This is a genomic window from Caulobacter sp. AVps16 (genome assembly GCF_058681455.1).
In genome coordinates this window covers 1,319,938-1,332,998 of record NZ_CM178739.1, presented here as the reverse complement: position 1 = coordinate 1,332,998, position 13,061 = coordinate 1,319,938, and the positions used below count along the sequence as shown (strand labels likewise).

The following is a 13,061-nucleotide window of genomic DNA, read 5'->3' as shown; positions in this document are numbered from 1 at the left end:
GTTTACTACCCGTGCAGCCAGCCGAGGCGCTCGGGTGTGATGTCCTTGCCCTTGAAGAGGGCACAGACGCCCTCCCCCTCGACGAACTCACCGATATCGCGCACGGGAACGCCAGCCGCCATGGCAGCGGCCTGGAAGGCTGCGACGTCACCCGGGTCCACCGCACAGACGATTTCATAGTCATCGCCGCCCGAGGCGAGCGACATGCGCGCTTCGCCGGCTTCCGGCTGGGCATTGAGCCAGTTGCGGGCCCCCGGCGACAGAGGCAGTCGATCCAGATCGACCATGACCCGCAATCCGCTGGCCTTGGCGACATGGGCGGCGTCAGCCAGGAGGCCGTCCGAAACATCAGCAGCAGCGCGCGCATAGGCCCGCAAGGCGTCGCGAACGCTCAGGCGCGGCGGTGGCAGACGATAGCTGCTGACCAGACTGCCATCCGGATCCTCGACTTCACCCCAGTGCGCCAGAAGCCCAAGCCAACCGTCGCCGATGGTACCGCTGACCATCAGACGGTCACCGACGCGCGCGCCACGGCGCAGAACCGCGTCTCCGGCGGGTACCCAACCGAGGAAGGTCGCGGACACGACCAGGGGACCCGAGGTGCTGAAGGTGTCGCCGCCCAGCAGGCTGATGTCGTAAAGAGCGCCGTCCTCGGCGAGGCCGCGGGCAAAGACCTCCCGATCCTCGACGGTCGTGCCGGACGGCCAGCCGATCGACAGGAAGTAGCCGTAAGGCTCGGCCGCCTTGGCCGCCAGGTCGGACAGATTGGTTCGCAGCAGGCGCTTGGCGACCAGGTCGAGAGCCTCACCGGTCAGGAAATGGACGCCACCGGCCATGGCGTCCTTGGTGATCACCAGATCATGATCCAGGCGGGACGGAAGCACCGCCGCATCATCCAGAAGGTCAAGGGCGACCGGATCACCGCGCGTCAGCGGACGTAGAAGACGGGCAATATGGTCGAACTCGTTGGCCGGCTCAGCCGCCGGTTCCGACGGGCCGTCATCTGCAAACCAGTCGTCGTCTGCCTCAGGTTCGTGCATCGCGGGCGATCGCGTCGAGTGCGCCATTGATGAATCCGGCCTCCGGTCCTTCGAAGAACGATTTGGCGATCTCGACATACTCGTCAATGACGACTTCGGTTGGAACATCCGGGCGGTGCATCAGCTCAAACGCACCCGCCCGCAGGACGGCGCGCGCTGTTGCATCCAGCCGGTCCAGCCGCCAGCCAGAAGCCAGGCGCTTGACGATCGCCTGATCGACCTCGCCCTGCTTAGCCACTACGCCCTTGGCCAGTTCCGCAAAGAAAGTTTCGTCTGCGGCGGCCATCTGCTCGCCGTCTACGTCACGATCGAAACGGTGCTCGGAGAATTCCCGAACCACAGCGTCAACGCCGACGCCCGAGACTTCCATCTGGTAGAGGGCCTGAACAGCGGCCAGTCGCGCCACCGAACGCGGTTGAATGCGGCTCTTGCTCATCGGGGCTGCCCCAGCAACTGGCGCTTCAGGGCAATCGTTTCGAGGCAGGCCTTGGCGGCGGCACCGCCGCGGTCGCCTTCACTCACGCGGGCGCGCGTCCAGGCCTGGTCTTCCTCGTCGACGGTCAGAACGCCGAAGCCGATCGCCAGCCGCTTGCCGATGCAGAGATCCTGCAGGCCACGCGCCGTTTCATTGGCGACGATCTCGAAATGGTAGGTCTCGCCCCTGATCACGCAACCGAGGGCGACATAACCATCATACTGAACCCCGATTGGCCTGTGGCCGGCCTCTTCGGCCAGAGCCACGGCACCCGGGATCTGCAGCGCGCTCGAGACTGTGATGACGTCATGCTCCGCGCCATAGGCTTCAATCGCCTGCACGGCTCCGCGCAGCAACTCGTCGGAGATACCCGAATAGCTTCGGCCCTCCACGATCAGCAGGCGGATCTTCTCTTCAACCATCTAGCTCGAACTCCCGGGCCGGTGCCGGCGCATCGCCAACAGACTCAGCCTTAACCGAAACAGAATGCGCCTATAGTTCTTCTTCCGCGACGTCGCTCAGACCCTCTTCGCCCAGAAACTTTGCGAAATCGCTAGTTTCCTTGAAATCGCGATAGACCGAGGCGTAGCGGACATAGGCCACGTCATCGAGCGCCTTCAGCGCCTTCATGACCATTTCTCCGACCGTCGAGGACGGCAGTTCGGTTTCGCCCATGCTTTCCAGTTGCCGGACGATGCCATTGATCATGCGTTCGACCCGCTCAGCCTCGACAGGGCGCTTCTGGGTCGCCAGGGCAATCGAACGGACAAGCTTCTCCCGGTCAAACGGCGAGCGGCGACCAGAGCGCTTGAGGATGGTCAGTTCCCGCAACTGAACCCGCTCGAAAGTGGTAAATCGCCCGCCGCATTCCGGGCAGGCGCGCCGACGGCGGATGGCCGCGCCATCTTCCGATGGGCGGCTGTCCTTGACCTGGCTTTCAGCATGTCCACAGAACGGGCAGCGCATGATCTAGCCCTCCCCGGCTCTATCCAACCTATTAGTTGTAGATCGGGAAGCGCGCCGTCAAGGCCAGGACCTCTTCACGCACCTTGGCTTCGACGGCTGCGTTGCCGTCAGCGCCATGGGCGGCAAGGCCATTGACGACCTCGCCGATCAGTTCACCCACCCGAGTGAACTCGGCTTCCTTGAAGCCCCGCGTCGTACCGGCCGGTGTGCCAAGGCGGATACCGGACGTCACCGTGAACGGTGCCGTATCGAACGGCACGCCGTTCTTGTTGCAGGTCATGTTGGCACGCTCGAGGCTATGCTCGGCGTCACGGCCGGTCACACCCTTGGGCCGCAGATCCACCAGCATCAGGTGGCTATCGGTGCCGCCGGAGACGATATTGACGCCCGACTTGCCAAGGGCCTCGGCCAGGGCGCGAGCATTGGAGATCACCTGCTGGGCATAGGCCTTGAACTCCGGCCGCAGCGCTTCGCCGAAAGCCACGGCCTTGGCGGCGATCACGTGCTCCAGCGGGCCGCCCTGCAGGCCAGGGAAAACCGCCGAATTGACCTTCTTGATGATGGCTTCATCGTTAGTCAGCACCATGCCGCCACGCGGGCCGCGCAGGGTCTTGTGGGTCGTGGTCGTCACGACATGGGCATGGGGGATCGGGCTCGGGAAAACTCCGCCGGCCACGAGGCCCGCGAAATGGGCCATGTCGACCATCAGATAGGCCCCGACACTGTCGGCGATTTGGCGGAACCGGGCGAAATCGATCTCACGGCTATAGGCGCTGCCGCCGGCGATGATCAGCTTGGGCTTCTCGCGCTGAGCCACCTCAGCCACGTTGTCATAGTCGATCAGCTGGTCCTGCTGCCGCACGGTGTAGGACACCGGCTTGAACCACTTGCCCGACTGATTGGCCGGGCTGCCGTGCGTCAAATGGCCGCCTGCCGCCAGATCCATGCCCAGGAAGCTGTCGCCGGGCTGCAGCAGGGCCATGAACACAGCCTGGTTGGCCTGCGAGCCAGAGTGCGGCTGGACATTGGCAAAGCTCGCGCCGAACAGCTGCTTGGCCCGCTCGATGGCGATAAGTTCGATTTCGTCGACGAATTCGCAGCCACCATAGTAGCGCTTGCCCGGATAACCTTCGGCATACTTGTTGGTCAGGATGGACCCCTGAGCCTCAAGCACGGCCTTCGAAACGATGTTTTCCGACGCGATCAACTCGATCTGGTTCTGCTGACGACCCAGCTCAAGACCGATCCGATCAAAGATGTCGCGGTCTGCCGTGGCGAGGTCCGCGCCGAAAAATGCGGTCAGGGTGGAAGCGGGTGCGGTCATGGGCGGTCTCCAGACGCTGCGGGGAGTCGGTGGCGCCTTCTTTAGCGGCCTTCGCGCCGCGATCAATCACGGAACTATCGATAAGCTTGGGCGTTCGTCGCTTGCCCGGACGGAGGAACCGATCCTCGGTCCCAAGGCGCAGCAATCAAAAGGCGACTATCGATGACGGCGCAAACCGGGGCTGTAATTCTCGAGGGCGAACAATCCGGCGATCTTCTCACGCTGAGTGCCGGAATTGTGTCGGCCTATGTCGGCCACAACATCGTGCAGCAGGTCGTCATTCCCGAACTCATCCGCACGATTCACGCGGCCTTGGTGAGCCTGGAACGCCGTGAAGCGAAGCCCCCGGCCGAAAAGGTCAGGCCGGCGGTTCCGGTGTCACGCTCGGTCCAGCACGACTACCTCGTCTGTCTTGAAGACGGCAAACGTCTGAAAATGCTCAAGCGTTATCTGCGCTCGCACTACGACATGAGCCCCGAGGCCTACCGTCAAAAATGGGGCCTGTCGGCGGACTATCCGATGGTGGCACCGGCCTATGCCGCGAGGCGATCGGAATTCGCCAAACAGATTGGCCTGGGCAAGGGCGTCAGGCGCGGCCTCTGAAAGCGTTCGGTCCAAGAACCCGGGGTGAACCGCCGGGTCAGACACCCTGGGTGATCAGGCCGCGTGACCGCCCATGCGCGCCACGTTGCAGTGCGCCCACAACTGCTCCATCGCTCCGACCAGCTTGCGCATCATGTCGTCGGTATGGAACGGCGTCGGCGTAAAGCGCAGACGTTCGGTACCGCGCGGCACGGTCGGATAGTTGATCGGCTGCACATAGACGCCGTGCTCAGCCAGCAGCAGGTCGCTGATCAGCTTGGTGTGGTTGGGGTCGCCCACCATCACCGGCACAATGTGGCTGTCATTCTCCATCACGGGCAGGCCCGCAGCCCTGAACATGGCCTTCAGCGTCTGGGCGCGTTCCTGGTGCATTTCGCGCACTTCGGGGTGCAGCTTGAGCCATTTGACGCTGGCCAGGGCTCCTGCGGTCAGGGCCGGCGGCAGAGACGTCGTAAAGATAAAGCCCGAAGCCATCAGGCGGATGGCATCAATCACTTCGCTATTGCCCGTGATGTAGCCGCCCATCACGCCAAAGGCCTTCCCAAGGGTGCCTTCGATGATGTCGATCTGGTCCATGACATTGTCGCGCTCGGCGACGCCGCCGCCGCGCTGACCGTACATGCCAACCGCGTGGACCTCGTCGAGATAGGTCATAGCGCCGTATTTCTTGGCCAGGGCCGCCGTCGCGCCGACATCGGCGATATCGCCATCCATCGAGTAGACGCTCTCGAAAGCCACAAGCTTGGGCGCGTCGGCCGGAGCGGCCGCCAGCAGTTCTTCCAGATGCGCCAGATCGTTGTGGCGGAAAATGTGCCGCTTGCCACCGCCGTTGCGGATGCCGGCGATCATCGAGGCATGGTTCTGTTCATCCGAGAAGATGATCAGGCCGGGAAGGATCTTGTAGAGGACGCTCAGGCTGGCTTCGTTTGACACATAGCCCGAGGTGAACAGCAGGGCTGCGTCCTTGCCGTGCAGGTCGGCGAGCTCCGCCTCGAGTTCGACGTGGTGATGGTTGGTGCCGGAAATGTTGCGCGTTCCGCCGGACCCCGAGCCATGCTGGTCGATGGCGGTGTGCATGGCATCCAGCACGATCGGGTTCTGGCCCTGGCCCAGATAGTCATTGCTGCACCAGACCACGACGTCGCTCTCACCGCCGTCCGGCCGGGTCCAGGTGGCGTGGGGAAAAGCGCCGCGGTGGCGCTTGAGGTCGGCGAAAACGCGGTAACGCCCCTCATCACGGATCTGATCAACGGCGGCGCGGAACGCGGCTTTATAGTCCATGGTCTTCTTGCTCGACCGCCAGACGGACAAGGCCGCCGGACCGCCGGTCCCCTTCTCGATAAACCGCGTTTCGCACGCGCTGGCCGCAGCTGTCCACATAGGGACGATTACTTACGCTTAAGAATTAGGCCTTTTGTCACATTGATCCAAGTCAAGACCTGCCTAGGCCAGATCGGCGAGCCGTCCGCGCAGCATCTGGATCACAGCCGAGAAATCCTTGCCCCCAAAACCATTGGCGTCGAACAGGGCGTAAAGCGCCTCGGCCTGGGCCCCCATGGGCGTTGAGGCACCGGCCTTTGCGGCGGCGTCCTGGGCCAGCTTCAGGTCCTTGAGCATCATTGCCGTGGCAAATCCGCCTTCATACTGGCGATCGGCGGGCGTGGCGGGGCCCACACCGGGTACGGGGCAATAGGTCGAGACCGACCAGCACTGGCCTGACGACTTGCTGGCAACCTCGAAGAATCGGTCAGCCGCCAGGCCCAGTTTTTCGGCCAGGGCGAAGGCCTCGCAGGTCCCGATCATCGACACCCCCAGCAGCATATTGTTGCAGATCTTGGCCGCCTGCCCTGCACCATGGTCTCCGGCATGGATGGTGACGCGCGACATCGGTGCCAGCGCCGCCTCAACGGCGGGAAAGTCAGCCGCGTCGCAGCCGACCATGAAGGCCAAGGTCCCGGCCTCGGCGGCCATGATGCCGCCCGATACCGGCGCATCGGCAAAGCGAAAGCCTGCCTCGCCTGCCTGCCTGGCCACAGCACGAGCGCTCTCAACGTCAATGGTCGAGCAGTCCAGCAGCAGGGCCGTCTTGGGCGCATGGGCCAGGATTTGCTCGCCATAGACGCTGCGCACGTGCGGGCCAGCCGGCAGCATGGTGATCACCACCTCGGCATCGGCTACGGCCTCGGCCACCGAATCGGCGGCGTGACATCCCGCCGCAACAGCCCGCGCGACCGCCTCGTGCGACAGGTCGAACGCCTTGACCTGATGCTGGGCCCTGGCCTGGTTGGCGGCCATGCCACCGCCCATATTGCCAAGTCCGATAAAGGCGATGCGGGTCATGCTGGAGCTCCCAAATGCGAACCGCGCCTCATGGGCGCGGCTCTTATCGTTGAAATCGCTGTGCTACCGAACCTACCGGGCACCGGCAGGCTTGCGGAACTTGTAGACAAACTGGTCCGTCTTGCCGCGGATCGAGGGGTCGAAAACGCTGACAGCGCGCTTGTCCGCAGGGTCGCGCAAGACACGGCTCTCGCCCTCGAAGACAAAGCCAGCTGCGGTCACTTCCGACTTCACCACAGCCGAGTCGATGCGATGCAGGCCTTCCGTATCGCGCAGACCGGAACCCGCCTCGGCCGAATGGTCGATGACCAGGTAGACACCGCCGGGCTTCAGGGAGCGGAAAATGGCCCTGTTCACGGCCGCCAGGTCTGCCGGGCCCATGAACTTGTTGTGCATATCGTGATAGTTCTGGGCGGTGAACACGAGGTCCAGCTTTTCGGGTGCCGCAAAGTTGGGAAGCGTATTGAGAATGACGGTGACGTTCTTGTAGGCCGAGTCACGCGCCACGGCGTTCACCGCAGGTTCGCGCTTCGCCAGCTTGGTAAGTTCGTCAGGGACATAGGCATAGACCTTGCCCTTGGGCCCTACGGCCTTGGCAAAGATCCGGGTGAAATAGCCGCCGCCTGGAATGAGGTCTGCGACCTTGGCACCGCTCTTGACGCCGGCAAAGGCCAGGACTTCCCCCGGCAGTCGGTCGCTGTCCCGCACCATGTCTGTGGCTGGGCGCGTCGGGTCAGAGACTGCAGCGGCGATATTGGCCGGGATCGCAACAGCGACCGCTCCAGAAGGCGGAGGCGGCGGAGGCGGCGGACCCACGGGTGTCGTGGCGCACGCAGCAAGCCCGAGTACGGCAACGAGACTGAGAAGCGGCTTACGCATGGCATTCCTTCCGACCGGTAGTCTTTTTGTTACGACAAGGTTAGCGCAACACGCTCCTTACGTCAGGGGCGTCCATTCATCTTCCGGCGGCAAGGGTGCGAAAATCTCGTCGAGCATCGCTTCGGTCACACCTTCAAGAGACTGCGGAGCCCACTGGGGCGCATTGTCCTTGTCGATGATCACGGCACGGACCCCTTCGAGGAAGTCATGCTTCCGGACAACACGGGCACCGATCCGATACTCCATCGCCATGTGCTCGCCGAAGTCCTCGGCGGACTCCCCCAGCGCCAGTTGCCGGAAAGCGACCTTCAGGGTCTGGGGCGACTTGGTCTTCAGGGCGGCGAGCTGGGCCTTGCCCCAGTCGCTGGAATCCATTTCCAGAAACTCGAAGATCTGTTCGACACTGTCCCCGACAAACAGCCGGTTGAGGTCCTGTTCGATGCTGGCCAGGGGAGCCTTGCCCGCATCGGCCCGGAACATTTTCAAGGTTTCGTCGATCCGGCGGTGATCGGCGATGATCGCCTTCTTCAGCCCCTCGATCGCGCCAAACTCGACGAAGTGGGTGGCGATCCCCAGGCGCAGGCAGTCCGCGCCCTTGATCCGCGCGCCGGTCAGGGCCAGCCACAGCCCCGCCTTGCCCGGCAGGCGTGGCAGGTACCAGCCGCCGCCGACATCAGGGAACAGGCCGATGCCGGTTTCAGGCATTGCGAAGGTCGTTCGTTCCGTGGCGATCCGGTAGTGAGCCGGCATCGAGATGCCGACGCCGCCCCCCATCACCACGCCGTCCATGATCGCCACGATAGGGCGGTCATAGTGGAACATCAGGTGATTGAGCCGGTATTCGGTATGGAAGAACTGACAAGCCGCGATGCCGTCGCCCGCCCCGCTCTCAGCCAGCATCCGGATGTCACCGCCGGCGCAGAAGCCGCGCTCGCCGGTGTGATCGATCATGACCATGTCGATCTCGGGATCGGCCTGCCAGTCCAGCAGGGTCTCGATCATGGTCTCGCACATGCCCAAGGTCAGGGCATGTAAGGCCTTGGGCCTGTTGAGCGTAATCCGGCCGACGCTTTTATGAACGCGGACAATGATTTCGGCGGTGTCGTTCAGCATGCCGGTTCCTCGACGGGTTCACAGTCCAGGCGATCAATCTGGCCGCCGTGCAATCGGTAGAGCGCGTCCTGAGGCACGTCCTGGGCCAGGGTGGCTTCGCGCGAGAGGCCCGCATAGGCCCCCCGCAGCAGCCGGCCGGCGATGCCGTGGCTGACCACGATCAGCCGGCGCTCCGGTTCAGTCGCCTGCTCGGCCAGCCAATCGGACACTCGCGCCATGACCTGCTCATAGGTCTCGCCGCCCGGCGCGGTGAAGAACCATTCTGGGCTGTTGAAAGCCTCGGGATTTTCGCGCTGCACATCGGCATAGAGCCGCCCCTCCCACTGGCCGACCGTCAGCTCCATGAGCCGATCATCGAAGGCGACCGTCATGCCAAGCCGGTCGGCGATGGCCTGGGCCGTATCGCGCGCCCGACGCAGCGGGCTGGCGACGATCCGCCAGACGGCTGAAGGGTCGCGCGCAATCAGATCATGCAGCAGGTCGGCCATGGCTGCGGCCTGCAAGCGGCCGAGCGGCGTCAGGTCGGCCTCGGTCTGGCCTTGCAGGCGACGTTCGCGGTTCCACTCGGTCTGGCCGTGGCGGCAGAGATAGATCACGTCAGGTCCTGGGTTCGGCGAAGGGCTGGCGTGGCTCTACTGCCGAAACATCTCGCGCGCTATGATCACGCGCATGATCTCGTTGGTGCCTTCCAGGATCTGGTGCACCCGCAGGTCGCGGACGATGCGCTCCAGGGGATAGTCCTGCAGATAGCCATAGCCGCCATGCAGTTGCAGCGCATCATTGGCCACCTGGAACCCGGCGTCGGTGGCGAAGCGTTTGGCCATGGCGCAGAGCTTGGTGGCCTGCGGGTCGCGGTTGTCCAGCGCATGGGCCGCGCGGCGCACCATCAGGCGGGCCGCCTCCAGCTCGGTGGCCATATCGGCCAGCTTGAACTGCAGGGCCTGGAAGTCCTTCAGCGGCCGCCCGAACTGGTTGCGGGTCTCCAGATAGGCCTTGGCGGTGTCGAGCGCGAACTGCGCCCCGCCCAGCGAGCAGGAGGCGATGTTCAGGCGCCCGCCGTCCAGTCCCATCATGGCGAAGCGGAAGCCCTCGCCTTCCTGGCCGATGCGGTTGGACACCGGCACGCGGCAATCATCGAAATTGACCTGGGCCGTCGGCTGGCTGTTCCAGCCCATCTTGCGTTCGTTGGCGCCGAAGGTGAGGCCCGGCGTTCCCTTCTCGACCACGAAGGCCGAGACGCCCTTGGCGCCGTCGCCGCCGGTGCGGGCCATGACCACATAGACGTCCGACACGCCACCGCCCGAGATGAAGGCCTTGCCGCCGTTCAGCACATAGTGGTCGCCCTGCAGCCTGGCGCTGGTGCGCATGTTAGCGGCGTCAGAGCCCGAACCCGGCTCGGTCAGGCAATAGCTGGCGATCAGCTCCATGGTCGTCAGGCGCGGCAGATAGCGCTGGCGCAGATCCGCGGACCCGAACCGGTCGATCATCCACGAGGCCATGTTGTGAATGGTGAGATAGGCGGCCGTAGGGACGTCGCCATAGGATAGGGCTTCAAAGATGATCGAGGCATCCAGACGGCTCAGGCCGGTGCCGCCGACATCGTCCTGCACATAAATGCCGGCAAAACCCAGTTCAGCAGCCTGACGCAGCACATCGACCGGGAAGTGCTTCTTCTCGTCCCATTCCGCCGAATGCGGGGCAAGCTGTCCCTCAGCAAAGGCGCGCGCGGCGTCCTGGATGGCGATCTGATCGTCGCTCAGTGCGAAATCCATGCGCGATATCCTCCCATGCGGGGCAGAACCGCCCTCGCAACATCTTGCTGCCGGACGTGCCGCGCAACGCCATCGATGTCAACGGCGTCCAGGTGGCTCATCCTTCAACGCCCGAACCCGAAACACTGCCCCACCAGACCCTGTATCCTGAAATCCACTGTTACACGTTGTGTAGTGCCTGGAATGCCACAACCCCTTGATCATAGAGCGCATTGATCGCAGATCACGCCTCCGGAGGCGTTACCTTTTCGCATGCATAGTTTGAAGCTCGTCGCAGTTCTGTCTGCCGCAGTTGTCGGCCTCATCTCTGTTCCTGCCCATGCGGCCGGCGAGAGCGCGCTAGGCTATGGCGTCTGGCGCAATCCGAAGGACAATGTTCGGGTCGAGATCAAGAGCTGCGGGGCCACGACCTGCGGCGTGGTCGTCTATGCCAGCCCAAAGGCCCAGGCTGATGCGCGCAAGAGTGGCTATGACACCCTGATCGGCCAGCAGCTTCTGCGAGAATTTGAGCCCGTCGGAAATCGCATGATGCGCGGAAAGGTCTTCGTGCCCACCTTGCGGGTCACCCTGGTTGGCACAGCAGAGTTCCTTGACGCCCGGACGATGCACGCCAAGGGGTGCGTACTCGGCAAGCTGATCTGCAAGTCACAGATCTGGACCCGGGTCGAAACCGTCACGGCCAGCACGGGCCGCGCTCCCAGCTAGGCAGCCGCATCCGGCTCATCCCAACGATTTGCGGCCCATCCATCGCTGCCCGTTGCGGCCCCCAGCCTATCCAATGACAACAAGGCGCTTGATCCTGATCAAACCTCGCGGCAGCGTGTAGGTTTACGGCGTTTAGTTAGATGCCCGCAGAGGCATCGACTTTTGGCGAGGGCACGCGGCGGACCTCATGGGGTTCTCCGCCCAGGGAAGACGCGCATGACGGACACTTCTACGCTCGAGAGAGCGCCGCAAAAGTCGTCGATCGAGCATTTCGACGTGATCATCGTCGGGGCCGGAATTTCCGGTGTCGGCGGGGCTTACCACCTGACCCAGCAACGCCCGGGAACACGCTTCGTCGTCCTCGAAGCGCTCGGCGACTTTGGTGGAACCTGGCGCAGCCATACCTATCCCGGCATCCGTTCCGACAGCGACCTCTATACCTTCGGATATCGGTTCAAGCCCTGGGTCGGACCACCGATCGCCAGCGCCGCCGAGATCCTGAAATACATGGGCGAGGTGATCGAGGACAACGATCTGGGCAACCACATCCGCTATGGCCACAGGATCACCACAGCCCGCTGGTCCAGCCAGGACAAGCTGTGGTCGCTGGAGGTCACCCGCAACGACGGAGCGGTTCTGCGCTTCACAACCAACTTCCTCTGGATGTGCCAGGGCTACTATCGCCAATTGCAGGGCTACACACCCCAATGGCCCGGCATGGCCGACTATGCGGGCCAGATCATCCATCCGCAGGAATGGCCCGAGGCCCTCGATTACAAGGGCAAGAAGGTCGTGGTCATCGGCTCGGGGGCCACGGCGGCGACCCTGGTGCCCGCCATTGCCGGGGACTGCAGCCACGTCACCCTGCTGCAGCGCTCACCGACCTATTTCGTCCCCGGGCGCAATGAGAACGACCTGGCCAATACCCTGCGTGAACTGCAGATCGACGAGACCTGGATCCACGAGATCGTCCGTCGCAAGGCCCTGTTCGACCAGGAAATGTTCACCCATCGCGCGGTCGCCGAGCCCGACGCGGTCAAGGCCGAACTGCTGGAGGGCGTGAAAGCCTTCCTCGGCGAAGACTTCGACATCGCCAAGCACTTCACCCCACACTACCGCCCCTGGCGCCAGCGGATCGCCTTCGTGCCGGACGGCGACCTGTTCCAGGGCATAGCCTCGGGCAAGGCTTCCGTGGTCACCGACGAGATCGAACGCTTTACCAGGACCGGGCTCCTTCTGAAATCGGGCGAACAGCTCGAGGCGGACATCATCGTCACGGCGACCGGCTTCAACCTGAATGTGCTGGGCGACATTGACTTCGCGATCGACGGCAAGCCGCTGAATTTCGCGGACACCGTCACCTATCGCGGCATGATGTTCACCGGCGTGCCCAACATGGCCTGGGTCTTTGGCTACTTCCGCGCCAGTTGGACCCTGCGAGCCGACCTGATCGCCGATTTCGTGTGCCGCCTGCTGTCCCACATGGAGGCCAAGGGGGCCAAACAGGTCGAGGTCGCGCTCCGTCCGGAAGACAAGGACATGCCACTGTCGGGCTGGATTGATCCGGAAAACTTCAATCCGGGCTATCTGATGCGCGGCATGCATCTCTTGCCCAAGGCTGGCGACAAGCCGGAGTGGCGGCATACCCAGGACTATTGGCGGGAAAAGGATGACCTGCCGGCCATCGATCTGGACGAGGCCAGCTTCGTCTATTCCTGATCGCGCTGGGGCGCGGATGTGGCCGGATCCGGTGATCCGGTAGCGATCCGCGCCGTGAACCCCGAGCGGTTTCGAAGTCGCCTGCGGCGCGCTCCCCCTTGCCAATGGACCGGCCTGCCTCCAAG

Annotated in this window: 14 protein-coding genes; 3 read left to right on the top strand and 11 right to left on the bottom strand. The window is 63.7% G+C overall.

Annotated elements, in window-relative coordinates:
* Positions 1–5: 5 nt before the first annotated feature.
* From thiL to glyA, 5 genes are all read right to left on the bottom strand, one after another.
* A complete protein-coding gene (gene thiL, locus ACW17U_RS06460) occupies positions 6–1,067 on the bottom strand; it encodes a thiamine-phosphate kinase (RefSeq protein ID WP_062146849.1) in 1,062 nt (353 codons plus the stop codon).
* Positions 1,027–1,476, bottom strand: coding sequence for a transcription antitermination factor NusB (gene nusB / locus ACW17U_RS06455; RefSeq protein ID WP_062146851.1), 450 nt, complete (start codon positions 1,474–1,476; stop codon positions 1,027–1,029). The genes thiL and nusB overlap by 41 nt, the downstream gene beginning before the upstream one ends.
* Complete coding sequence (gene ribH / locus ACW17U_RS06450) at positions 1,473–1,937, bottom strand: 6,7-dimethyl-8-ribityllumazine synthase (protein WP_062146853.1); 465 nt, start codon at positions 1,935–1,937, stop codon at positions 1,473–1,475. Before ribH ends, nusB begins: the two co-directional genes overlap by 4 nt.
* Before the next feature lie 70 nt (positions 1,938–2,007).
* Complete coding sequence (gene nrdR, locus ACW17U_RS06445) at positions 2,008–2,481, bottom strand: transcriptional regulator NrdR (protein WP_062146855.1); 474 nt, start codon at positions 2,479–2,481, stop codon at positions 2,008–2,010.
* Positions 2,482–2,512: 31 nt separating this feature from the next.
* The gene (glyA, locus tag ACW17U_RS06440) at positions 2,513–3,805 is read right to left on the bottom strand and encodes a serine hydroxymethyltransferase (RefSeq protein ID WP_062146857.1); all 1,293 of its coding nucleotides are present in this window, start codon (positions 3,803–3,805) and stop codon (positions 2,513–2,515) included.
* 162 nt (positions 3,806–3,967) lie between these two features.
* On the opposite strand from glyA, the gene ACW17U_RS06435 reads away from it, so the two are divergent.
* Positions 3,968–4,408: a Ros/MucR family transcriptional regulator gene (locus ACW17U_RS06435; RefSeq protein WP_492055280.1), complete on the top strand. Its 441-nt coding sequence runs from the start codon at positions 3,968–3,970 to the stop codon at positions 4,406–4,408.
* Positions 4,409–4,462: 54 nt separating this feature from the next.
* On the opposite strand, the gene hemA is transcribed toward ACW17U_RS06435, so the two are convergent.
* The 6 genes from hemA to ACW17U_RS06405 all read right to left on the bottom strand — a co-directional run bounded on the left by hemA (position 4,463) and on the right by ACW17U_RS06405 (position 10,512).
* The gene (gene hemA, locus ACW17U_RS06430; RefSeq protein ID WP_492055279.1) at positions 4,463–5,689 is read right to left on the bottom strand and encodes a 5-aminolevulinate synthase; all 1,227 of its coding nucleotides are present in this window, start codon (positions 5,687–5,689) and stop codon (positions 4,463–4,465) included.
* Positions 5,690–5,851: 162 nt separating this feature from the next.
* A complete protein-coding gene (mmsB, locus tag ACW17U_RS06425) occupies positions 5,852–6,748 on the bottom strand; it encodes a 3-hydroxyisobutyrate dehydrogenase (protein ID WP_492055278.1) in 897 nt (298 codons plus the stop codon).
* 72 nt (positions 6,749–6,820) lie between these two features.
* Positions 6,821–7,627: a class I SAM-dependent methyltransferase gene (locus tag ACW17U_RS06420; protein ID WP_492055277.1), complete on the bottom strand. Its 807-nt coding sequence runs from the start codon at positions 7,625–7,627 to the stop codon at positions 6,821–6,823.
* Positions 7,628–7,684: 57 nt separating this feature from the next.
* Positions 7,685–8,740, bottom strand: coding sequence for an enoyl-CoA hydratase/isomerase family protein (locus tag ACW17U_RS06415; RefSeq protein ID WP_492055276.1), 1,056 nt, complete (start codon positions 8,738–8,740; stop codon positions 7,685–7,687).
* Positions 8,734–9,336, bottom strand: coding sequence for a histidine phosphatase family protein (locus ACW17U_RS06410; RefSeq protein ID WP_062146865.1), 603 nt, complete (start codon positions 9,334–9,336; stop codon positions 8,734–8,736). The genes ACW17U_RS06415 and ACW17U_RS06410 overlap by 7 nt, the downstream gene beginning before the upstream one ends.
* Before the next feature lie 36 nt (positions 9,337–9,372).
* Complete coding sequence (locus tag ACW17U_RS06405) at positions 9,373–10,512, bottom strand: isobutyryl-CoA dehydrogenase (RefSeq protein WP_492055275.1); 1,140 nt, start codon at positions 10,510–10,512, stop codon at positions 9,373–9,375.
* Positions 10,513–10,764: 252 nt separating this feature from the next.
* Between ACW17U_RS06405 and ACW17U_RS06400 the strand changes: the two genes are divergently transcribed.
* A complete protein-coding gene (locus tag ACW17U_RS06400; protein WP_062146870.1) occupies positions 10,765–11,217 on the top strand; it encodes a DUF2147 domain-containing protein in 453 nt (150 codons plus the stop codon).
* Positions 11,218–11,433: 216 nt separating this feature from the next.
* Positions 11,434–12,936 carry a flavin-containing monooxygenase gene (locus tag ACW17U_RS06395; protein WP_492055274.1) on the top strand — a complete coding sequence of 501 codons (1,503 nt, stop codon included), beginning with the start codon at positions 11,434–11,436 and terminating at the stop codon, positions 12,934–12,936.
* Positions 12,937–13,061 lie beyond the last annotated feature (125 nt).